General features: G+C 63.5%; 20 protein-coding genes. 11 read left to right on the top strand and 9 right to left on the bottom strand.

Features of this window, described 5'->3' with window-relative positions; genetic code table 11:
- Window positions 1-97 precede the first annotated feature (97 nt).
- A complete protein-coding gene (locus J3E64_RS17225) occupies window positions 98-610 on the top strand; it encodes an SRPBCC domain-containing protein (RefSeq protein WP_253344276.1) in 513 nt (170 codons plus the stop codon).
- A gap of 62 nt (window positions 611-672) precedes the next feature.
- Here the strand turns inward: J3E64_RS17225 and J3E64_RS17230 are convergent, their stop codons facing one another.
- The 4 genes from J3E64_RS17230 to J3E64_RS17245 form a co-directional block, all read right to left on the bottom strand.
- Window positions 673-2,619: an NAD(P)/FAD-dependent oxidoreductase gene (locus tag J3E64_RS17230; RefSeq protein WP_253344277.1), complete on the bottom strand. Its 1,947-nt coding sequence runs from the start codon at window positions 2,617-2,619 to the stop codon at window positions 673-675.
- 184 nt (window positions 2,620-2,803) lie between these two features.
- The gene (locus J3E64_RS17235) at window positions 2,804-3,889 is read right to left on the bottom strand and encodes a Rieske 2Fe-2S domain-containing protein (RefSeq protein ID WP_253344278.1); all 1,086 of its coding nucleotides are present in this window, start codon (window positions 3,887-3,889) and stop codon (window positions 2,804-2,806) included.
- 24 nt (window positions 3,890-3,913) lie between these two features.
- Window positions 3,914-5,107: a flavin-dependent monooxygenase gene (locus J3E64_RS17240; protein WP_253344279.1), complete on the bottom strand. Its 1,194-nt coding sequence runs from the start codon at window positions 5,105-5,107 to the stop codon at window positions 3,914-3,916.
- 19 nt (window positions 5,108-5,126) lie between these two features.
- Window positions 5,127-6,044, bottom strand: coding sequence for a VOC family protein (locus J3E64_RS17245; protein WP_253344280.1), 918 nt, complete (start codon window positions 6,042-6,044; stop codon window positions 5,127-5,129).
- Between the two features lie 265 nt (window positions 6,045-6,309).
- Here J3E64_RS17245 and J3E64_RS17250 point away from each other — a divergent pair, with 265 nt between their 5' ends.
- The 8 genes from J3E64_RS17250 (at window position 6,310) to J3E64_RS17285 (ending at window position 13,937) form a co-directional block, all read left to right on the top strand.
- A complete protein-coding gene (locus tag J3E64_RS17250) occupies window positions 6,310-6,993 on the top strand; it encodes a hypothetical protein (RefSeq protein ID WP_253344281.1) in 684 nt (227 codons plus the stop codon).
- A gap of 149 nt (window positions 6,994-7,142) precedes the next feature.
- Window positions 7,143-7,904, top strand: a complete 762-nt coding sequence (locus J3E64_RS17255; protein ID WP_253344282.1) for an SDR family NAD(P)-dependent oxidoreductase — start codon at window positions 7,143-7,145, stop codon at window positions 7,902-7,904.
- Between the two features lie 79 nt (window positions 7,905-7,983).
- Window positions 7,984-9,237, top strand: a complete 1,254-nt coding sequence (locus J3E64_RS17260; RefSeq protein ID WP_253344283.1) for a serine hydrolase — start codon at window positions 7,984-7,986, stop codon at window positions 9,235-9,237.
- A complete protein-coding gene (locus J3E64_RS17265; protein ID WP_253344284.1) occupies window positions 9,234-10,028 on the top strand; it encodes an SDR family NAD(P)-dependent oxidoreductase in 795 nt (264 codons plus the stop codon). Before J3E64_RS17260 ends, J3E64_RS17265 begins: the two co-directional genes overlap by 4 nt.
- A gap of 43 nt (window positions 10,029-10,071) precedes the next feature.
- Window positions 10,072-10,905, top strand: coding sequence for a ThuA domain-containing protein (locus J3E64_RS17270; RefSeq protein ID WP_253344285.1), 834 nt, complete (start codon window positions 10,072-10,074; stop codon window positions 10,903-10,905).
- 29 nt (window positions 10,906-10,934) lie between these two features.
- On the top strand, window positions 10,935-12,665 hold the full coding sequence (locus J3E64_RS17275; protein WP_253344286.1) for an FAD-binding protein: 1,731 nt from the start codon (window positions 10,935-10,937) through the stop codon (window positions 12,663-12,665).
- A gap of 295 nt (window positions 12,666-12,960) precedes the next feature.
- Window positions 12,961-13,566 (top strand): amidohydrolase family protein, encoded by a 606-nt coding sequence (locus J3E64_RS17280; RefSeq protein ID WP_253344287.1) that lies wholly within the window; start codon window positions 12,961-12,963, stop codon window positions 13,564-13,566.
- Entirely contained in the window at window positions 13,563-13,937 is a 375-nt protein-coding gene (locus J3E64_RS17285; RefSeq protein ID WP_253344288.1) for an SMP-30/gluconolactonase/LRE family protein, read from the top strand. Before J3E64_RS17280 ends, J3E64_RS17285 begins: the two co-directional genes overlap by 4 nt.
- A gap of 69 nt (window positions 13,938-14,006) precedes the next feature.
- On the opposite strand, the gene J3E64_RS17290 is transcribed toward J3E64_RS17285, so the two are convergent.
- From J3E64_RS17290 to J3E64_RS17300, 3 genes are read right to left on the bottom strand one after another with little or no spacing between them, the layout of a single operon-like run.
- On the bottom strand, window positions 14,007-14,915 hold the full coding sequence (locus J3E64_RS17290; RefSeq protein WP_253344289.1) for an NAD(P)-dependent oxidoreductase: 909 nt from the start codon (window positions 14,913-14,915) through the stop codon (window positions 14,007-14,009).
- Entirely contained in the window at window positions 14,912-15,751 is an 840-nt protein-coding gene (locus J3E64_RS17295; protein WP_253344290.1) for an SDR family NAD(P)-dependent oxidoreductase, read from the bottom strand. The genes J3E64_RS17290 and J3E64_RS17295 overlap by 4 nt, the downstream gene beginning before the upstream one ends.
- Entirely contained in the window at window positions 15,748-16,188 is a 441-nt protein-coding gene (locus J3E64_RS17300; RefSeq protein WP_253344291.1) for a nuclear transport factor 2 family protein, read from the bottom strand. Before J3E64_RS17300 ends, J3E64_RS17295 begins: the two co-directional genes overlap by 4 nt.
- Window positions 16,189-16,381: 193 nt before the next feature.
- Here J3E64_RS17300 and J3E64_RS17305 point away from each other — a divergent pair, with 193 nt between their 5' ends.
- Entirely contained in the window at window positions 16,382-17,209 is an 828-nt protein-coding gene (locus J3E64_RS17305; RefSeq protein WP_253344292.1) for an SDR family NAD(P)-dependent oxidoreductase, read from the top strand.
- Between the two features lie 112 nt (window positions 17,210-17,321).
- Here J3E64_RS17305 and J3E64_RS17310 read toward each other — a convergent pair whose 3' ends face one another.
- Window positions 17,322-18,200, bottom strand: a complete 879-nt coding sequence (locus tag J3E64_RS17310; RefSeq protein ID WP_253344293.1) for a Coq4 family protein — start codon at window positions 18,198-18,200, stop codon at window positions 17,322-17,324.
- Window positions 18,201-18,272: 72 nt separating this feature from the next.
- A complete protein-coding gene (locus J3E64_RS17315; protein WP_253344294.1) occupies window positions 18,273-20,015 on the bottom strand; it encodes an amidohydrolase family protein in 1,743 nt (580 codons plus the stop codon).
- 133 nt (window positions 20,016-20,148) lie between these two features.
- Here J3E64_RS17315 and J3E64_RS17320 point away from each other — a divergent pair, with 133 nt between their 5' ends.
- Window positions 20,149-20,910 (top strand): helix-turn-helix domain-containing protein, encoded by a 762-nt coding sequence (locus tag J3E64_RS17320; protein WP_253344295.1) that lies wholly within the window; start codon window positions 20,149-20,151, stop codon window positions 20,908-20,910.
- The last annotated feature ends 63 nt before the right edge of the window (window positions 20,911-20,973 follow it).

A 20,973-nucleotide genomic window follows, 5' to 3' on the forward strand; every position in this document is an offset into this window, starting at 1 on the left:
CGTTGTCGCAAGTTCCGCATGGGCGGGACGAGGGGGCGTGTAGGCCGCATCATGTGGCGCTGGACGATCGATCCGGCGCAAGGAGAGGAGAATTATCATGGAAGCCGCCGTTGCAGACCGGTATGACCCGTTCGCGATCTATGATCGCGACATTCTGGTCGCATCCGACCCGATTGAGATCGACGCGCCGGCTATGGTCGTTTGGAATATCCTGACTGACATGCCGCGTTACGGCGAATGGAATCCCTTTTGCGTTTGGGCGCAATCAACGCTGGAGATGGGCGCCCCCGTTTACATGCGCCTGGTAAATTACGCCAACCCCGGGTCACTGGCTCCAAATTGCGAATATGTCTGCGCCTTCGAGCCGGGACGTTTGCTGTCGTGGGAATTGCCCGACAATGAAGCCTGGCCCTATCCCGCGCGGCGCGACCAGATGATCGACCCGCTCGGCCCGGACAAATGCCGGTATCAGTCGACCGATGCCTTCACCGGCCCCAATGGCATCCACGTCATGCGTTTCTGCGGCCCCTGGGTGACGCGGGCGTTCAACGACAGCGCGCGGGCACTCAAGGCGCGGGCCGAAGCGATGCACCGGGGCGAACTGGCCTGATAGCGACCGGTCACAGCGTAGGGGCGGGCCGGACATAGCATGCCGGCCCGCGCCGTGTAGCGTCAGGAAATCTGCATCGCCTTCGTATCGGGCGTACGGGTCCAGTTCCAATAGTCGGCCAGCTTGAAGGGGCATGACACGAAGTTGCGCCCCTTGCTGTTGAGATAATAGCTCTTCGCCTTGGGATGCGACCAGATCATGTGCTGCATCTGGTGTTCGACCTTGGCGTTCCAGTCCAGATAGGCCCGGGTGGTCGGCTCGATCGCACTGGCCCCGGATGCGACCACCATGTCCATCGCCTCGATGATGAAATGGATCTGGGCTTCCAGCACCATGTTGACACCCGCCGCGTGGTTGGGTGCGCTGTTGGGCCCCAATGTCAGGAAGAAATTGGGATAGTCGGGCGCCATCACGCCCAGATAGGCGCGCGCGTCGTCCTTGCCCCACGCCGCCGCCAGGTCTGCGCCGTTCCGGCCATAGACCTTGAGCGGTCCGAGCGCGGGCGTCAGTTCGAAGCCGGTGGCCAGCGCGATCACGTCGACCTCATAGCGATCGCCATTCTTCATCACGATCGCATGATCATCGACATGGTCGATCGCCCCGGTTTCCAGCGTCACATTCGGCTTGAGCAGCGTATCGAGCCAGCCGCCCTCGGCGTCCAGAACGATGCGCTTGCCGAAAATCGGATAGTCGGGAACCATCTTTTCCAGAAGGTCGGGCCGGTTCTTCAGCTTGTCCTGGATGTAGGAGAGGGCGTAGCTGCGCGCCGCATCATTCTGGGCGGAAATGGACACATCCTTGTTGCCCCAGTTCTCGTCCATCAGCACATTGCCATAGAGGCCGTCGCCGGTGAACCAGTAGACGCGGAAGCGATACCATTCCTTGTAATGCGGAATATGGCGCAGGGCGAAGCGGATGCCGTCGGTCACCGTGTCGGCATTGCGTTCGGGGCTGTTGAGCACCCAATGCTTGGACCGCTGGAAGATCACCAGGTCCGACACCGTATCGGCGATCGCCGGAGCGAGCTGGGCGGCGCTGGCGCCAGTACCGATGACGGCGACGCGCTTTCCCTTCAGGTCGACGTCCGGATCCCACCCGGCAGTGTGCATCTTGATACCCTTGAAACCGTCGAGCCCAGGAATGGCCGGCATGGACCAGCGGTTGAGCACGCCATGGGCGAGGATGACGGCGCGGGCGGTTTCGACCGTTTCCGCGCCGGTCCTGACGTCGCGCAGCGTGACTGACCATTGGCCTTGGGCATCGTCCCACCGTGCTTCCACGACCGACGTGCCGAAGCGGACATGATCGCGGACGCCATGCTTGTCAGCCACGCCTGTCAGGTAATTCTGCACCTCGCCGCCCTTGGGGTGATAGGTGCTCCAGTCCGGGTTCAGTTCGAAGGAATAGGAATAGAAATGGCTCGGCGTGTCGACGCCGACGCCGGGATAGCGGTTTTCATACCAGGTGCCGCCCAGCTCGTCATTCTTCTCTATGATGGAATAATCGTAGCCCGCCTCGGCCAGCTTGATCCCGGCGGCGATGCCGGTCATGCCGCCGCCGATGACGAGCACGCGGAAACCGGCGGGTGGCAAGGGGCGGCCGGGCTGCTCCTTGCGCGGCACGGCCTGTTCGAAACCCATCTGGTCATAGAGGACGGGGACGATGGTCGGGTCGACCTGTTCGCCGACGCTGACGCTCATCATGGTGCGCAGCAGGTCATGATCCATGGGCTGTTCGACCGGCGGGTGCGGATCGGTGAGCAATGCGAACAGCCGGTCGCGCAGATCCTGCGCCATGGCTTCGGGCACATCGCAGGGCGCGCCCGCCGTATAGGCGCCGGTCAGATAGGGCGCGAAACCTTCCAGATAGGCACGGTCCTGCCGGATGGTGGTGTATACCATGAGCAAAGTCGGCAGGTTCGCCTCCGCCAGCGCGGTGCGCAGGGCATCCTTTTCGGTAATGGGTAGGGTGTAGGCGGCGGCAGCCCGGATCGGCGTCTGCTTGGTCATGTCCTTCTCCTGCATTTGACCGGCCATTGCGGCACAAAGTAAGTATATGCTTACTTGCGGATCTGCGATTTGACGGAAATCAAAAAATCAGCGGAAAACGGATGGGCCCATGAGTGCAGGGACCAAAGGGCGGGCGTCTGACAGCGCCCGCCCCGCAATAGTCAGTGGAAACGGATATATGCAGTTACGCCGGCACCAACGGGGCGTCGGCCCTTTTGTCGAGCGTCGTGCAAATTCCGTTCACCCGCGCTTGCAATTCCGCCACCCTCGTGCGGGGGTTGTAGAATTGGCGATACCATTGCCGCTCCTTGTGGAACGGGCCGTCATCCTGGATCTGGAGGATGGTGATCGCCGGTTCCTTATATTTCCACAGTTCGAAATCTTGCGAGAAGGCCGCCAGCCCTGCTTCATGATAGGCGCGGGCCATAGCCTTTTCCTCCGCGGTCGGCTCGTGATCTTCGGCGGTCTTCGCCATCACGGCGAACCACACCCGCACTTCGCCGTCATCGACCGGTGTGTTGCAGATCATCATCAGTGAAGGATGCTTGCCTGCCATGTGGGAGAGCAGGATGCCGGGCCCGGTATACCAGGTGTCGGTTTGCAGCATCGCGCTGCTGTCCACCAATGTGCGGTGGCCCGATGCGAAACGCTGGCGCATGATATGTGCTTCGAATTCATTTTCGAAATAGACATTCCCGGTCGATCCGTGGACCGGCATGAAATGCGCGTAGTCGGTCATGTTGTCGACGATTTCCTGGGGATGGATAGGCAGGGTACCAAGACTGTCGACCGTCCACCGCACCCAGCCATCGCCGGTCATGTCCCATTCGGCGAAGTCGGGCAGGTCATAATCGGGCGCGCCGCCTTCCATGTCGTGCCACATCCAGATGCAGCCGGCCTTTTCCTCCACCTTGTGCGACTTGATGCACGCGGCCTTGGGAATTTTGTGTGTGGAATAGGGGATGTCGTCGCATTCGCCATCGGGGTTGAAGCGCCAGCCATGGGCAGGACAGCGAATCGAATCGCCCTCCACCTGATGGCCGTCGCGCACGACATAGGACGTCGTGTTGCGGGCGATGTTGACGCGCATGTGCGGGCAATAGGCGTCGAGCAGCACGACACGGCCACTCTTTCCGCGATACAGCGCCATTTCCTTCCCGAAGAAGCGGATGGGCTGGGGCTGTCGGGTGACGTCGTCCGCGACTGCCACCATGAACCATCCACGTGGGAAGGCCAGCGGGCCCAGGCCATATTCAGCCGTTGTCGCCATGATGTCTCTCCTGTGTCCGCCGGTTCAGATGAAGCTGTCGGTGTTGGGCTGGCCCAGCGCGACCTTGCCGTAATTGCGGCCGACGCTGTTGGGATTGTTGGCGACGTGCGTCCGCCCGGTGTGGATGTCGCAGAACGCCCGCGCGATCGGATTGCCGCGATAGATGCCGTCGGCGCCGCCCGAATAATAGATGCGGCTGATCAGTTCGCAGCAGCGCGTCGCAATCTGCGCCGACTGGAAGCGGAAGCGCAGGCGCGTTTCCAGGTCGGCCTGTTCGCCACGACGCGCGCGGTCGTTGAGATGGGCGAAATTGCGGAACAGCATCGTCTTCATCTCGTCTATTGCCGACTGGGTTTCCGCGATCAGCATCTGCACGTCGGGATCGCCCGTCGCGCTGGCACCGCTATTGTTGCTGACGCGGCGCGCGCCGATCTCGAGAAACAGGTCGAGCGCGCCCTGCAATGCCCCGATGGACGAGGAGGACACGGCCCGCACGAACACCTGACCGAAGGGCAGCTTGTAGAGCGCGCCGGGATTGACCTTCGCGCCCGGATTGGTGGCGGCAAAGCCATCTTTCGAACGGTGCGTGCGATAGGCCGGGACGAAGGCGTCGTCGACCGTCACGTCATGGCTGCCCGTGCCGCCCAGACCGATGGTGTTCCAGATCGGCAGCACCTGAAAATCGCCGCGAGGGACGAGGAAGGTCCAGAAATCGGGCTCGCCCGTTTCGGGGTCTTTCACCAGACCGCCCAGGAACGCCCAGTCGCAATGATCGACGCCGCTGGAAAATCCCCAGCGTCCGGTGATACGATAGCCACCTTCGACCGGCGTCACTTGCGCGCGCGGCATGTAGGAAGAGGAGATGAGGGTGGACGGATCCTCGCCCCACACATCCTCTTGCGCTTGCGGCGCGAACAGCGCCAGTTGCCAGTTGTGCACGGCTACGACGCCAAGCACCCAGGCTGACGACATGCAGCCTTCTGCAACCTTCATCTGAACCTGATAGAAGGTTTCAACGTCCATTTCATAACCGCCATAGCGGGTCGGCTGGAGAATCTTGAAGAAGCCCGCGTCCTGGAAATCGCGGATTGTGTCGGCGGGCACCTTGTTACCCGCTTCGCATTCGGCGGCGCGCTCGCGCAGAACCGGCACCAGGCGCGCGGCCTGTTCGACCAGTCCGGCCGTTGTCGGCCGTTTCAATGCGGTGGCGATCGTCATCGTGCCTCTCCCTCTTGTCTCAGGCCGCGTCGGCCAGTTGCACCTTTTCATCGGCGCCGAAGCCGACGCTGAAATCATGGCCCCACAGGCTGGCGGAGCTGCTTTCGAAGACGGTGTGACGGTCCCAGTCGATCACCTTGCCGCCGCAACCATATTCCAGCGCGAAGCCGCCCGGCGTCTGGACGTAGAAGCTGATCATATGATCGTTGGTGTGCCGTCCCAGCGTCGCCATCAGGCGCGCTCCGGCGGCAAGCATCCGGTCATAGGCGTGGCCGACCTCATCGATTGATCCGACCTCCACCATCAAATGGACGCAGCCCGACGGCACCTCGCCCTCGAACAGGGCCAGGCTGTGGTGGCGGCCATTGGCGCAATGGAGGAAATCGATCCGCATTTCCGGTCCGCCTTCGCCAAGCGGGCGGTGGATCATGAAATCGGACACGGCAAGGCCAAGCGTGTCTGCCAGGAAGGCGCGCGTCTCCGCGATCTTTGGGGCGGGCAGCACGGCATGGCCATAGCCCAGATCCTCCGTTACGAACCGCGTCCCGTTCGGCGAGACGAAGGGCTTGAAGCTGCTGACGAAGCCGTAACTCAGCTCGTGCCGGTTGCCCGACGGGTCGATGAACCAGACCATGTCGGTGACATGGCGCAGCGCGCGTTCGGCGGCGGTTGCGGGGGTGAATGCGACGCCCAGCGATGTCAGCCGGGTCAGAGCCTGCTGAAACTGGCCCTGGGTGCGCACTTCCCAGCCGCTGGCGAAATAGCCGTCCGTTGAGCCGGGTATGACGAATAGCCGGCCAGCGCGCTCATCGATACGTAGGGCGACGCCGCCGGGAAGCTCGTGCGCCGAAAACCCGGCAATATCCTCGCCGAACCGTTTCCAATCGCGGGGGTCGCACGCAGTTATGACGCTGTAGGCCAATGCCGCAATTTCCATGCGACTCTCCTGTTTCCGTTGTGACACCCTTTTGCAGCAGGATGTCCGGCAGAGATTTGACGGGAATCAAAATGGATGCGGAATAGGAGAAATGAAAACGCATTATGCCATAATAGTTGCAGACTTATCCATAAATGCGTCGTGTATATGAAATATTGATACGCGTTTTCTCGAACCTTTTGCCGTTTTGACCTGCGTCAAGGCGCGTCAGGCGCCATTGCAAGACAGCTTGGTGCCGCGTCATTCGATGAGGAGAGGACGAAGGATGAGCGAGCGTATCGATCGCACGCAGGTGGTTCAGACCATCAGCCACGTCAATTTGCACTATCCCGAGGCGACGGACGGCCCGGCCGCTGCCTTGCTGCTGGAGGCTGCCGGCCTTGTCCGCACGCAGGAATTGGCGCTTCCCCAAGGAGGCACTTTCTACCGCTTTACGGCGAACGTCCATGCGATCAACCGGCCCGACAATATCGTCTATCTCAGCCCGCTGCCCGCCGCTACCGCTGCACTGATAAACGCCGCGCGTGACGGCTTGCGCTACGGCGCGCGCGACGAACATCCTGCGGTGGCCGCCTATCGCGCGGCACAGGCCAGCGATCCGGAGCATAATTTCCATGTAGGCTTCCTGTTCGATTCGCTCGACTATCTGGAAGAACGGTTCGAAGCGTTCAAGGCTCTGGAAGCGAGCGACCCGCGCTTTGCCGGGCGACTGAAGTTCCTCGTCAACCGCGCGCTGCCTGGTGATGCGGCTATCGATGCTCGCCTCGATATCTCGCCCCTATACCGGGGTGTGACCCGATACACGCACGGTCGCTACGGCGTGCAGGCCTTTTGCGAGACGGACATGATCGTGGATGGGCCGCTGGGCGAGGGGCTGGTGCTCGAATTCGACTATGTTTTCCCCGGCCATGATGATCACATCATGGCGGTGTCGGAAAAAACCCGCTGAATTGAAAGCGCCCCCCGATCAGGGAAGCAACATACGCTGTTATTTTCGGGCGATTTTGCTTTCCGGGTTCACCTCGCCCACCACATGAGTTAGGCGGTCGCTAAAGCGGTGGCCACCCGATGCCGGCGCGCCGGGTGGAGAGGACAGGAATGGAAATCAGGGACGTTCCCGTGATCGTGACCGGCGGCGCATCCGGGCTTGGCAGCGCAACGGCCGAAAGACTGGCCGAGGGCGGGGCGAAGGTCGCGCTGTTCGACCTGAATGCGGAAGCGGGCGAACCGGTGGCGCGGCGCATCGGCGGCAGTTTTCACAGGGTGGACGTGACCAGCGCGGACTCGGTCGACGGAGGACTTGCCGCCGCGCAAGAAAGCCATGGCCCTGCGCGCATTCTGGTCAACTGCGCGGGCATCGCGCCTGCGATCCGTGTCGTCGCCAAGGATGGCACCCCGCATCCGCTCGACGCATTCCGCAAGGCTGTCGAGATCAACCTTGTCGGCACATTCAATGTCCTTTCGCAATTTGCCGCACGCCTGATCGCGGCGAACATCGATGGCGAGGAGGCCGGCGTGATCGTCAACACCGCTTCGGTCGCGGCCTATGACGGTCAGATCGGGCAGGCGGCCTATGCCGCGTCGAAGGGCGGGGTTGTCGGCCTGACGTTGCCGGTGGCGCGCGACCTGGCCCAGCACCGGATTCGCGTCATGACGATTGCGCCCGGCATCTTCCTGACGCCGATGATGATGGGCCTGCCGCAGGCGGCGCGCGATTCGCTGGGAACGCAGGTTCCGCATCCCTCGCGTCTTGGCCGGCCGGAAGAATATGCGCAATTGGTCGAGAGCATCGTCGCCAATTCCATGCTCAATGGCGATGTAGTCCGATTGGACGGTGCGATCCGTATGGCACCGCGCTGAAAGATGGATTGAGTGGCGGAGATTTGACCGCCCGCACCCTGAAGCCGGCGTCGATCGGCAGGACGGAAGGAGGTTGGAAATGCCGGAGGCAGCAATCATGGACAGGAACCTGCCGCGAACCGTCGCGGCGATGCGCGGCTTCGTCAATGAGGGCGTCGTGCCCGGCGCCATCCTTGCATGGGGCGGGCGCGATGGCCGGGTCCAGTACGAGGCGGCAGGGACATTGGGTTTCAGCAGCAATGTAGCCGTCGACGAGCGTTCGATTTTCCGCATATTCTCGCAGACCAAGCCCATCACCGGCATCGGCGCGATGATCTTGATCGAGGATGGCCGGATCGCGCTCGATCAGCCGCTCCACGATATATTGCCCGCTTTCGCGGACATGCGCGTGGTGGAGGGCGACGATCCGGCCGTCACCCGGCCTGCCGCGCGCCCGATCACGATCCGCCACCTGCTGACCCATAGCGCCGGTTTCGGCATGGCCAGCATGACCCTGGGGGCGCTTTACTTGAAGCACGGCATCGCGCCGGGCACGCGTGAGCGTGTGGCGGGGCCCGGAGATTTGCCAACGCCGACGTCGCTCGCCGAACTGGGCGCGCGTCTGGCGACGCTTCCGCTCGCGGCCGATCCCGGCACCCGGTTCGATTACAGCGTCGCGCTCGACATATTGGGGCTCGTCGTCGAAACCGCATCCGGGATGCCGTTCGAAACCTTTCTCAGGACGCGTCTGTTCGATCCTCTCGGGATGGTCGACACCGGCTTTTCCATCAGGCCGGATCAGGTTGCCCGCTTCGCGGACCTGCCCGAAAAGAAGGGGGCGATGTGGACACTGGCCGACGACCCGGCGCGCAGCCGCTATGCGCTCCCATATTATCCCGCGGGCGGCGGCGGCCTGGTATCGACAGCCCATGATTATGCGCGTTTCGCGGCGATGTTGCTGAACGAGGGCGCGCTCGACGAGGTACGGGTGCTGCGCCCGGAAACGGTTCGGCTTGCACGGTCGAACCTGTTGCCCGATACTGTCGCTCATTGCGACCTTCCCATCGGGCAGACGCTGTCGGGCATCGGCTTCGGGGCGGGAATGTCGGTTTCCCTGGTGCCGGGAAAACGTACGGACGGCATGTTCGATTGGCCCGGGGACGTGCCGGCGGGCGTGTTCGGCTGGCCGGGCTCGGCGGGAACGGCGTGCTGGATGGACCCCGGCAATGATTTTTTCCTGCTGTATCTCGCGCAATATTGGCCGTCCTGGCTCAACGGCGGGATGCGTCCTGATCTTATCGCGGCGGCCTATACCGATTTGGAACAGGCGGACAGCGAAGGAGTCGGTCGATGACGGTGCATGACAATGGCGCGGATTTCGCATCGCAACTGGGACTGCCGGAAACCGGCGTCGTCATCACCGGCGGTGCATCCGGCATCGGACTTGCAACCGCCCACGCGCTGGCCGCAGTCGGCCGACCGGTCGCATTGTGGGACATCAATGCAGAGGGCGCCGAAGGCGCGGCCCGCATCATCGCCGACCGCTATGGCGTCCGCACGGCGGGCCTGGCCGTCGATCTGCGCAATTCGCAGGCGGTTGCCCCGGCCGCCATCGCGACGCGCGAGGCATTGGGCACCGTCGGGGGCATCGTGCACGGCGCCGGCACCGCCGAAGTGACAGGCATCGATGGCGTGACACCGGACAATTGGGATGCGGGGCTGGGGCTTCATGCGCGCGCCCTGCTGCTCATAACCCAGGCATTCCGCGAGGACCTGCGCGCCAATCCGGGCAGCGCCATCGTTGCCATCGCCTCGATCAATGCGACGCTGGGTAATGGCACGATCCCCATATACAGCGCGGCCAAGGGTGCCATTATTTCGCTGGTCCGGTCGATGGCCGACGAACTGGCATTCGACGGGGTTCGCATCAACAGCGTGAGCCCCGGCCAGATCGACACGCCGATCATGGCCAACACCAAGGCGCATCTGCCGGGCCATTTCGAACGGCGGATTTTGCTCGGCCGTTACGGCCTGCCGGAAGAACTGGGCCGGGTGATCCGTTTCCTGCTGTCGAACGAGGCGAGCTACATCACGGCATCGCAGATACTGGTGGATGGCGGCAACATCCATTCACAGCGGCAATAGGCGCGGTATGTTCGGTCGCATCCTGCGCATCACGAGCTGGATAATGGCAGCTCTGCTCCTGCTGGCGGGAATCGGCGTCGCACTCAACTGGGACCTGATCCGGCAGACGGCGCTGGGGGGCTATCATGATCATGACACCGTTGCCCCGGCCTTGCCCGCCGGGTTGCACCGGCCGGCCATCCTTGTTTTTTCCAAAACCAACGCTTTTCGCCACGTCGAGGCGATTCCGGCAGCGAACGAACTGGTTCGCGCTATCGCGGCGCGGCGCGGCTGGTCGGTGTTCGTCACCGAAAATGGCGCGGCGTTCGAACCGTCCATCCTGTCGCATTTCGACGCGATTATGTTCAACAATGCGACCGGCGACATCTTCACCCCGGCACAGCAGGCGGCGCTGCGCGCATGGATGGAATCGGGCGGCAGCTTCGTCGGCCTCCATGCGGCTGGGGACGGCAGCATTCCGTGGCCCTGGTATCGGGAGCGTGTGATCGGGGCAGCCTTTGTCGGTCACCCCATGAATCCCCAGTTTCAACCCGGCCTGGTCCGCTTCGAGGACCGGTCCCACCCCGCGACCCGCACACTTCCCGCACGATTGAGCCGGACCGACGAATGGTATCATTTCCAACGCTCGCCCCGGCATGACGTGCATGTTCTCGCAGTGCTGGACGAAGCCTCGCTGGCGAACCGCAAGATTTTCGGGCGCGACCTGTCGATGGGCTCCGACCATCCCATCGCCTGGTGGCGCTGCGCCGGGAAAGGGCGCGTATTCTACACCGCGATGGGTCATCGGGCCGAAAGCTATGACGAGCCGGCGATGCGGGCGATGATCGCCGGTGCACTGGACTGGGCTGTCGGCAGGGAGGCGCCTGCCTGCCCCTGACGGGGCGATTTGGAGAGAGGACCATTACCATGCCCGATACCGTGGAATCCGGTCGTGAGGGGCCGGCGCAGGACGCCGTCGCCGGCATCGAAACCGCCCGCCGCCTTGCGCAGGACGAGGCCATCCACTGGGACATGGAGGCTGACGTGCTGGTCGTCGGTCTTGGCGGAGCAGGCGTGTGCGCGGCAATCCAGGCGCTGGAGGACGGGGCGAGCGTGATTGCGCTAGAGCGTTTCGGCGGCGGGGGATCGACGGCGGTCAATGGCGGGATATTCTATGCGGGGGGCGGGACCGCGGCCCAGCGCGAGGCCGGCGTCGACGACAGCGCGGAAGAGATGTTCGCCTATCTTCGCGAAGAAACCCAGGGCGTGGTCAGCGACGACGTCCTGCGCCGTTTCTGCGCGGGCAGCGCCGCGGACGCCGAATGGATGACGCATCATGGCGTGCGCTTTTCAGGCAAGCTGTATCCCGGCAAGACATCCTATCCGCATACCAGCTATTATCTTTATCATTCGGACAGTTCGCTGGCCGCGCCCTATCGTCATCTCGCCCGGCCCGCCGCGCGTGGCCATCGCGCGTTCCTGCCGCCCACCAAATCGGCGGAAGGCTATGGCGCAGGACTGTATTTTCCGCTGGAGGCATCGGCCGAGCGGCTCGGCGCGACTGTCCTGCGCCGGACGGAAGTCGCGCGCCTGATCGTCGACGCGTCGGGTGCGGTCGTCGGTGTCGAAGCCGACCACATGCCGCCGGACGGACGTGATTCCGAAGCCTATGCCAAGCTGGTGCGGCGTAGTGAATTCTGGACGCGCCTGTTGCCGCCCGCCTATCCGGGAGCGACCCTGACGCGCGCGCGCGGTGCCCGGCTGATGCGCCGGGCCGATGCCATCGAACGCAGGGCGCGCCGCCGTATCAGCGTGCGGGCACGAGGCGGCGTCATCCTGTCCACCGGCGGCTTCATATACAACCGCCAGATGATCGCCGATCATGCCCCGGCCTATATCAAGGGCATGCCGCAAGGTACGGCGGGCGATACCGGTGCGGGCATGCTGCTGGGCCAGAGCGTGGGCGGCGACGTGGACCGGCTGGACCATTGCAGCGCGTGGCGGTTTCTCAATCCGCCGTCTGCCTGGGCCCGTGGGATGCTGGTCGATGCCACTGGCGCGCGTTTCGTCAATGAAACCCATTATGGCGCCGCGATCGGCAGTGCCATGGTGGAAGGCCATGCCGGAGTCGGCTGGCTGATCCTGGACGCCGCTCTGGTAAAGGCCGCGCGGGCGCAGGTTCGCCATCCCGAAATCCTCGCGTTCCAGCGCTATCCCGCGATGCTGGCGATGCGTTTCGGACGCAAAAAAGCTGGCACGCTCGACGCGCTGGCGCGCAAGATGGGTTTCGATCCGGCCATATTCGCGCAGACGGTCGCTGAATATAACAGCGCCGCGCGCGGACAAGGCCGGGACCCTTATGGCAAGGAAGGCGACGAACTGCATGCCTTCGAACAGGGGCCCTTTTATGCCGTGGATCAGTCCATCACCGCAAAATATGCGCCGCTGCCCTGCATGACATTGGGAGGCCTCAAGGTTGCGGAGGACAGCGGTCAGGTCCTGCGTGGCGACGGCAGCGCGGTCAAGGGCCTGTTCGCTGCCGGCCGGACTGCGATCGGCCTGTGTTCCAATCTTTACGTCAGCGGACTGGCGGTGGCGGACTGCGTATTTTCTGGGCGTCGTGCCGGGCGTCATGCAGCGGCGCGCCAGACCGGCTGAAGCTCGGGACTGCTTGCTTGCAGCGGAGACTTGCATCACGCAATTTCCCGCGTCACGTTGAACGATATGCAACCGTTCGGTTGATAGAGAGAGAGGATGCAGCGTTCATGGCGACCGCTATTGTCAATCCGATTCTGGAAACCCTGAATGATGCCGGCGCCCTAGGCATGGATGTCGATCTTCCTGCCGGTATCATCTCTGCCGATTCGCATGTGACAGAGCCGCCGCATTGCTGCCGCGACTATATCGATTCTCCGTTCGCGATCGTGCGCCGGGGGCAGAGGCTTATGATGCGATGTTGGCGCATGGCGGGCGCGGCGTGCTGATGTTGCCGAGCGTCAATTCCGCCTACGGCAATCTGGAACCGTCGCTTGCCATGCTGTCGCATCCCCACACCGTTTTTGGCTTGGGAGACGGGGGCGCCCATCTGGGGTTTCTGTGCGACGCCAGCCTGCCGACGCATCTGCTGCACTATTGGGCGCGCGATCGCGTGCGGGGCGGGCGCCTTTCGCTGGCTGATGTGGTGCGGGGTCTGAGCGATATTCCGGCGCGGACGATGGGTCTGGCCGACCGCGGGCTGTTACGGCCGGGATATAAGGCCGACGTCAACCTGATCGATTTCGACCGGCTGCGCCTGCGCGAGCCCCATGTCCTGCACGACCTGCCAGAAGGCGGCCGGCGGGTGACGCAGGATGCCGAAGGTTATGTAGCGACCATATTGAGTGGCACGGTGGTCCAGCGCAATGGTGTTTCGACCGCCGCGCTGCCTGCGCTGGAGAGGGTGGAGGTCCCCGATGTCGGGCATTTTCCGGATCTCGCCGAACCCGAAAGCCGCGCCGGGATTCTGCGCCTGCTGGACAGGGTAGATGTCGCCGAACTTGCGCGCCGGAGCCAGGAATGAACGCCATGCCGGTAACGTCCGCCACGCAATTCAAGCGCTATCGCTTTCGCCCTGACCAGAAGGAGGCCTTTCTGGCCGTGTGGCGGGAAATAGCGCGTGTCCGCCAGCAGAACGGATTCACCATCCCCTTTGCCCTGCTCGATGAGCGAAACGGCATATTGAACTGGGCGGTCAGCCATCCCGATTTTGCCGCTGGATCGGCGCGCTATTATGCCGACCCCGATCGCAAGCGGGTGAGCCGGACCGACTATGATGCGGAAACCGGGCTCTATTCGAACGACGAAAGCCGCGCCGGCCCCCACAATATAGAGGATTATATCCTGTCCGCAGAAATAGACTGGGTTACGCCCGAAGCCATCCCTTCGGCCTGACCGGATGCGCCGTCCGCCTTCTGCGCATCCGTTGCGAGGGTGCAAGTCTTGTCTGGACAGGGGGCGGGGTCAGCGCGGCGTGCCGAACTGGGCGGCCACCTGCGCGACAGCGGCCTTGATGTCGTTGCGGCGATAGTCGAGCAGCGCCACCTCCGCCGCGTCGGGTTCATACCGTATCCAGTTGCCGCGACCCTGCGGGATCGCAGGGTCCGGCAACAGGGGCAATTCCTGGTCGCGGGTTTCGACCCGAACGTCGCTGCCGACCGCGTCGAAGAAAAGCTGGAAATAATCCCGCCATGCCAGCGTCTCGTCGCCGACCAGATAGGCCTTTCCGGGCTCTCCGCGCAGCAGGGCGCCCTCGATCGCTTCGGACAGCGATCGATAGGACATGATGTTCGTGCCACCCGGCGGCGCATAGGCCCCGATCGGCAGGCGGCCTTCCGCCCACTGCACATAGGGTTCGAAGATGGGGCTGGGCAGACCGGGTACCGTGCCGCACATGAAAGGGGCGTTGACGCTGATCACGTCGAAACCCGGCGCGGCCTGCGCCCTGGCGCCTTCGCACGCGGCGAGGCGGGACCGGATATAGCTGTTGTGCGCCAGCAGTTCGGGCGCCGCTTGCGGATAGAAACTGCCCAACTGGATTGCGCGCTTGACGCCGCCTTCCCGGCAGGCGGCGAAGAAGGCAGGCACGGCGTCGTGATTGGCCTTTTGCAGAAACGCGTCCCAATCGGCGCCGCGGGGAACATGGCGCGGATCGTTGCCGGCCGCGAACACGATCCAGTCAAAGCCTTCCAGCCGATCGGCGGTGAAATCTCCCGCAACATAGTCGCCCTGCAGGAAGGACATGTCTGCCATCGGCGTGCCGGGGACCGGCGGCTTGCGGCCGGCAACGGAAACGCTGTGCCCGCGAGCCTTCAGATGTGCGGCGGCGTGTCCGCCCAACGCACCGGTGCCGCCAACAATAAGGACCTTCATTCGCCATCATCCTTTCCCGCCCGGGCCTTATCCACCCGTGGCTTTCCATATATTGCTTCGACCATCGGGGTCAGATCCGGACTGCCGCGCAGATGATTGCCGCCGTCGACCGACAGGCATTCGCCCGTAATCCATCCGCTTTCCGGCCCGGCCAGAAAGCGCACGGCACGGGCAATGTCATCCGGTTCGCCGACCCGACGCAGCGGGAAATCATCGAGAAATTGATCCAGCACTTCCGGGCGTTCGACGAGTCCGGCGGTTCCGCGTGCGCGCGTCAGACCGGGGCGGACCGCGTTGATACGGATTCCCGTCCCGCCCAGCTCGTCGGCCGCGGCGCGCACCATGCCCTCGAGTGCGGACTTGGCGATGTGATAGGCGCTCAGATAGGGAAAGGTCAGCGTCGCGGAACTGGACGATGTGCAGACGATCGATCCGCCTTTGGCCATCAGCGGGACAGCGTGGCGTATGACGAAGAAGGCGCTCAGCAGGTTGGTTTCCAGCGTTTCCCTTATCATGTCCGATTGCAGCATCATGAAGGGCACAAAGCCGCCGCCGCCCACCGTCGCCAGCGCAATGTCAAGCCGGTCGGCGATGCCGTGCGCCTGCCCGATCGCGGCCTTGACGGCGGCTTCGTCGCCGCAGTCGCCCAGGATGGGGGTGATCTGCGCGTCCGGCACGGCATCCCTGATCGCGGCGCGGGCTTCGTCCAGCGCGTCCGCGCGCCGGGCCATCAGCGCCAGCCTGGCCCCGTCCGCCGCCAATGCGATGGCGCAGGCGGTTGCGATGGCGCCCGATGCCCCGGTGACGAACGCGGTCCTGTTGGTCAGCATCGTCATGGCGAACCTTCGAGCAAAACGGGACGTGTTTCCTGCCAGTCGACGATCAGCCGGCGATGGGCAAAGCGCCATTGCCCGTCCGCCTCGCGCCGCCATTCGTCCTGATAGCGGATCGCCCAAATCAGGATGGCGTCGCTGTCGCGCAGCAGATGGTCGGCGGTGCAATAGGTTTCGCCACTGGCCCGGTCACCGTCGATTGTCGCAATGACCTGATGGATGCGGTGCTGGGTGCTGCGGAACATCCGCTCCAACAGGTCGATCGACTTCAGGTTGGCATCGCGTCCGCGCGTCGTGAAACCGGGGCCTTCCAGCAGATAATCCTCGGTCATGACGGCGCGCCAGGACGCCTTGTCACGCCTGTCGGCCCCCTGCGCATATAATTCGGCCGTCCGGCGAATCATGGCCTGGTCGGCCAGATTCTGCAGCATGCTCTCCATGCCCGACTGCTCCTCTCCGTTTGCGTCACCATCGCGAAACGCCGGACGCGTCGCATCATCCATTTGGATTAGGGTCGTTTACGTCGGCCACGCGATCGGTGTTCCGGGCTTGTCGTCCCTCCCGGTCGACGGCATGTTCCCCGGAAAATGTTTCCGGCCGGGCCGGGACAATGCAATGGCAGGGAGAGCGGTGATGCTGGATTTTACCGGAAAGGCTGTGCTGGTAACGGGCGGCGGCGAAGGTATCGGCCGCGCGGCCTGCTGTCTCTTCGCCGGGGGCGGGGCCTCTGTGATCGCCATCGAGCGGGACGCGGCGCGGGCCGATGCGTTGCGCCAGTCGCTGGGCGATGGCCATGTCGTCCTGCATGGCGACGTCACGGTTGCCGGGGACATCGCCCGTCTGGCGGATGCGGTCGACGGGCGCGGCGACGGGCTGGACGTGCTGGTCAACAATGTCGGCGATTTCCTGGGCCATGTGAAGCCGTTCGAGCGCATTTCGGACGAGGAGATCGACCAGCTTTATGCCGTCAACATGCTGCAAATATTCCGCATGACGCGGGCGATGATCCCGCGGCTTCGCCGCCGGGCACCCGGCTCCAGCATCGTCAGCGTTTCTTCCATCGAGGGGTTTCGCGGCATTCCCAACAACAGCGTCTACAGCGCTTTCAAGACCGGGCTGGTGGGATTTACCAAAAGCCTGGCGCTCGAACTGGGTCCGGAGGGCATACGCGTCAATCTGGTCGCGCCGGAAACGACCGAAACGGCTCAGGTGCCCATGTCGCAGTATCTCAAGCCCGAACATGCCGACGGCGCCCGCGAATGGATCCCGCTCGGCCGTTTCGGCACGCCGGATGACATAGCGAACGGCATAGCCTTTCTCGCCAGCCCGATGGCCTCATGGATGACCGGGGCTTCGCTGAACATCGACGGCGGCGCCCTGGCCGCCGGCGGCTGGTATAGAACGCTGGAGGGTCGTTGGACCAATGTGCCGGTTATTCCCACCCACGGCATGATCTTCTAGCATCGGATTTGCCGTCGATCCTGGGCATCGGGCCTTGAAGACCCCGCCGTCCGGATCATCTGGACGGCGGGGCAGGAAGCCGGGAACCCGGGGGGCGGGTCCGCCGGGAGAATTATTCGGCAGCCTGAAGCGCGGGCCTGCCATAATCGGGATCGTCCTCGTTGCAGAGCCGGTTGGTGTCGAGCCACAGGCCTTCCTCCACCGGCGTGATGCCTAGCTCTGCGCGTATCTCGCTGATCTGACGGTCGACATGGGCGCGCCAGTCGACCAGCATCAGCGGGTATTTCCAGTTTCGGCCCTGCTCCGCGCCGCGATATTCGGCCTCCAGATTGACCACCATCGCCTGCGGATAATGCAGCCCGTCCTTCATGATCGTCTTGGCTTTCAGATAGAAGGCGATGCGGGTGAAAAAGGCGAACAGTTCCGGATGGAAATAGCGGGCCTTGGCGTGCATGTTCGCGGTGAGCAGGGCGATTTCACCGCCATGATTGGGGCCAAACCCCGTAACCATATGCTCGATGTCATGGGTCAGCGCAGTCTGGCGCAGATAGAAGGTGAAATCGTTGACGACCTGCACTTCCTGGAAAAACAGATCGAGCTGATAGCCCGAATGGACCATGAAGTCGCGGATCGCCGCCCCCAGCGTACCCGGCGCGCAATGGTCGAGTTCAGTGATGGTGAAATTCGACAGGTTCCGGTCGTCCAGCCATTGGCGAAACAGTGGCAGCCGTGCCTTTTCCATTTCGAACAGCTCGATGATGCGCGGCATGTCCTCCAGTTCGTGAAAAATCTGTGCGACTTCGGGAATATAGGCCGTATTGGGCATGTCCGCGCCGTTCCGGCGCAGCATTTCCTGCGCGATCAATGCACGGAGCGGGGCGTGGTTGAGATAGCGGGACGAACTGACGAGCACGGAACTGTCCGTCGTCACCATCTTTATGGCGCCGTTGAAATAGGCGCGGTCGGCTTCGCCGATTCTGGCTTCGTTCATCTCAAGCATCCTTCCTGATCACAATGGGACCGGCGTGTATCGGCGCCGGACGGTGCAGCGCGTGGCATTTCTCTATTCCGCCGCGATCGCGACCTTGTCGGCGTCGATCGCCGGCGACAGGAAGCGTCCGGGCTTCGCACCGGTGTAGGCGCCGTTTTCGAAAGTCGGGACGCCGTTCACCAGCGTCAGCCGCGTCGGCATGGGCTTGCGCGTGAAACGCCAGGTCATGCCGCCCTTGCCGTCGGGCACGTCGAACGCCTTTTCCATCGCCTGCCTCTGGATCTCCTCCAGGTTGAACACCGCGATGTCGGCTTTGCGGCCAACGGCGATCACGCCGCGATCGGCCAGATTGAAATGGGCCGCCAGCTTTCCGGTCATGACATGCACGGCTTCCTCGATGCTGATCTTCCTTTCGTCGCGCACATATTGGGTGAGCAGCAGCGCATTCTCGCCGCCGCCGCACAGCATCTGCAAATGCGCGCCGGCATCGGAAATATTGCCGACCGTCCTGGGGTCGCGCATCAGTTCGATGGTCAGCGCCTCGTCCTTGGGGAAGGGCGCCATGTGGACGGTGGAGCGTGTCCCGTTGCGCAATATCCATTCGGCCATGGCATCGGACCGGTGCAGCCCCAAAGTGTCGGCATAATCCTTGAGCGTGACGTTGAGCGGGCCGGCACCATTTTCGCTGTCCAGCAGGTGGAGGTCCTGCGGATTTTTGAGCGGCGAATGGTCCCATGCCTGGGTATCCCAGCTGTCGCGGGCGCGGGCGCGCCAGTCCGGGTCGGCCAGCAGCCGCGCCTTTTCGGCATGGTCGTCGGCCAGCACGACTTCGTGCCAGACATAATCGTTGGACTGGGCGAAGATCAGCGATTTGACGAGGCTGAGCGTCGAGGTGGGCGAGACATGGGCAAAGCCGGGCCACACATCGACATCGGCGTCCCGCATCTTGCGCAGGCTGTCCTGCATCGCCGGCAATATGCCCTTCTGGAATTCCAGCGTCGGCACCGCGCCCGCGATCTGCACGCGGATTCTGCGCCCGGACAGCAGGCGTGACAGGCGTTCCAGGTTGGCAGGGCCTGTCATCCGCATGAAAGTGTCGACGATCACCTGGTAGCAGCAATCGGGGTAGCGCTCCATCACGTCGAACAGGGCCTCGAACTCGGCATCGTTCGCCCTGAGCGTCGGAACCGGGCGGTCCTGGCCGTCATGATCGTGCATATTGTCGGACATGCCGAGCGCACCCGCAGCCAGCGCGTCATCCAGCAGTTCGGCCATGCGCGCGATTTCGTCCGGTGTGGCTTCCCGATCCCATGCCTCTATGCCCATCGCCGCAAGGCGGATGGCGATATGGCCGACATAGGCGGCATAATTGAGCGGCACCCGCACGTTCCGTTCGACCGACGCGCGATATTCCGACCAGCTGTTCCAGTCCCAGGGCAGGTTCTGCAAGAACGGTTCCTGCGGGATATCCTCGAAAAAGGAAAAGATGCCGATCATTTCGCGTTGCGCCGGCATATATTTGTGCAGCGGCGCGGCGGAAAAGCCGCAGTTGCCAAGGATCATCGTCGTCGCGCCATAGCCGGGCAGCGGATCGAGGTCCGGCTGCCACCACATCGTCCCGTCATAATGGGTGTGGCTTTCGATGAAGCCGGGGGTAACATGGCATCCGCTGGCGTCGAACACGCGTTCGCCCTGCTCCTCCAGGCCGGGGCCGACCTGCGCGATCCGTCCGTCGCGCACACGCACGTCTGCGGCGAATGCGGGCGCGCCGGTGCCATCGACAACGGTGCCGTTCCTGATCAACATATCGTCCATTGCTGTCCCTCTCCTAAGGGGCCTGCCCGTGCCTGCGCCGGGGGCTGTGATCGCGCGATGCTACCCCAAGCAGCCAGTCTTCCGAAGTCGGGCCTTGAGAATCGGATCATCTTCTGTGATCAATCGGATCATCATGCGATCCGATTCCTCTGGTACGGCGATGCTCGCCGTTCTGCGTCGCCATCTGCGCAGCGACGGCTGGACCGCGACGCGCCTGTCGGGGGAGCTGGGGGTAAGCGAGGCGACGGTGAAGCGCTGGATCGCGGGCCGTTCCCTGTCGCTCGACCGGTTGGATCGCCTGGCGGGATTGTGCGGAATGACCATCGCGGAACTGGCGCGGGAGGCGGAATTGTCGCGATCGGGGCTCGTGCGCGAACTCACGCTGGCGCAGGAGCGGGCGCTGTCGGCCGACGCCTTCCTGTCCCTGCTGTTCATGGCGCTGCTTGCCGGGGCCTCTCCATGCGAGTTGTCGGAGGATTTTTTCCTGCCCCGGTCGGAACTGGATGCGGCGCTGGCCCGGCTGGAACGGCTGGCGCTGATCGACCGACTGCGCGACGGCCGCATCCGCCCGCTGGTCGATCGTACGCTGATCTTTCGCAAGGCGCCGATGCGCACGCTGTTCGAAAAGCACATGAAGCAGCAGTTCCTGGCAATGGACTTCGCCGCGCCCGATGCGGTCTACGCGTCCGAACTGCTGAAATTGTCCAACGCCGGCATGGCGGAACTTGCGGAAATGATGGAGCGCTTTCGGCGCGACACCCATCAGTTGGCCGAACGGGACCGGGAACGGACGTTGCTGCAACGGCACTGGGTCGCCATGCTTTGCGCTATTCGGCCGTTCAATACGGCCGGGTTGCAGGACGCGCAGCGGGACATTGCCGTGGAGCGATCATGACGCCTGTCCCTATCAGCACCCGACAAGGCTTCGCATGCGTCGTGTTCCACAATAAGAAGCGCC

It is taken from the genome of Sphingobium sp. OAS761 (assembly GCF_024168485.1).
GTDB lineage: Bacteria > Pseudomonadota > Alphaproteobacteria > Sphingomonadales > Sphingomonadaceae > Sphingobium.

What these genes read in the sequence shown, in the direction of transcription:
- J3E64_RS17225 (WP_253344276.1), top strand. Translation starts at nt 98, where the DNA reads ATGGAAGCCGCCGTTGCAGACCGGTATGACCCGTTCGCGATCTATGAT.
- J3E64_RS17230 (WP_253344277.1), bottom strand. Translation starts at nt 2,619, where the DNA reads ATGACCAAGCAGACGCCGATCCGGGCTGCCGCCGCCTACACCCTACCC.
- J3E64_RS17235 (WP_253344278.1), bottom strand. Translation starts at nt 3,889, where the DNA reads ATGGCGACAACGGCTGAATATGGCCTGGGCCCGCTGGCCTTCCCACGT.
- J3E64_RS17240 (WP_253344279.1), bottom strand. Translation starts at nt 5,107, where the DNA reads ATGACGATCGCCACCGCATTGAAACGGCCGACAACGGCCGGACTGGTC.
- J3E64_RS17245 (WP_253344280.1), bottom strand. Translation starts at nt 6,044, where the DNA reads ATGGAAATTGCGGCATTGGCCTACAGCGTCATAACTGCGTGCGACCCC.
- J3E64_RS17250 (WP_253344281.1), top strand. Translation starts at nt 6,310, where the DNA reads ATGAGCGAGCGTATCGATCGCACGCAGGTGGTTCAGACCATCAGCCAC.
- J3E64_RS17255 (WP_253344282.1), top strand. Translation starts at nt 7,143, where the DNA reads ATGGAAATCAGGGACGTTCCCGTGATCGTGACCGGCGGCGCATCCGGG.
- J3E64_RS17260 (WP_253344283.1), top strand. Translation starts at nt 7,984, where the DNA reads ATGCCGGAGGCAGCAATCATGGACAGGAACCTGCCGCGAACCGTCGCG.
- J3E64_RS17265 (WP_253344284.1), top strand. Translation starts at nt 9,234, where the DNA reads ATGACGGTGCATGACAATGGCGCGGATTTCGCATCGCAACTGGGACTG.
- J3E64_RS17270 (WP_253344285.1), top strand. Translation starts at nt 10,072, where the DNA reads ATGGCAGCTCTGCTCCTGCTGGCGGGAATCGGCGTCGCACTCAACTGG.
- J3E64_RS17275 (WP_253344286.1), top strand. Translation starts at nt 10,935, where the DNA reads ATGCCCGATACCGTGGAATCCGGTCGTGAGGGGCCGGCGCAGGACGCC.
- J3E64_RS17280 (WP_253344287.1), top strand. Translation starts at nt 12,961, where the DNA reads ATGTTGGCGCATGGCGGGCGCGGCGTGCTGATGTTGCCGAGCGTCAAT.
- J3E64_RS17285 (WP_253344288.1), top strand. Translation starts at nt 13,563, where the DNA reads ATGAACGCCATGCCGGTAACGTCCGCCACGCAATTCAAGCGCTATCGC.
- J3E64_RS17290 (WP_253344289.1), bottom strand. Translation starts at nt 14,915, where the DNA reads ATGAAGGTCCTTATTGTTGGCGGCACCGGTGCGTTGGGCGGACACGCC.
- J3E64_RS17295 (WP_253344290.1), bottom strand. Translation starts at nt 15,751, where the DNA reads ATGACGATGCTGACCAACAGGACCGCGTTCGTCACCGGGGCATCGGGC.
- J3E64_RS17300 (WP_253344291.1), bottom strand. Translation starts at nt 16,188, where the DNA reads ATGGAGAGCATGCTGCAGAATCTGGCCGACCAGGCCATGATTCGCCGG.
- J3E64_RS17305 (WP_253344292.1), top strand. Translation starts at nt 16,382, where the DNA reads ATGCTGGATTTTACCGGAAAGGCTGTGCTGGTAACGGGCGGCGGCGAA.
- J3E64_RS17310 (WP_253344293.1), bottom strand. Translation starts at nt 18,200, where the DNA reads ATGAACGAAGCCAGAATCGGCGAAGCCGACCGCGCCTATTTCAACGGC.
- J3E64_RS17315 (WP_253344294.1), bottom strand. Translation starts at nt 20,015, where the DNA reads ATGGACGATATGTTGATCAGGAACGGCACCGTTGTCGATGGCACCGGC.
- J3E64_RS17320 (WP_253344295.1), top strand. Translation starts at nt 20,149, where the DNA reads ATGCGATCCGATTCCTCTGGTACGGCGATGCTCGCCGTTCTGCGTCGC.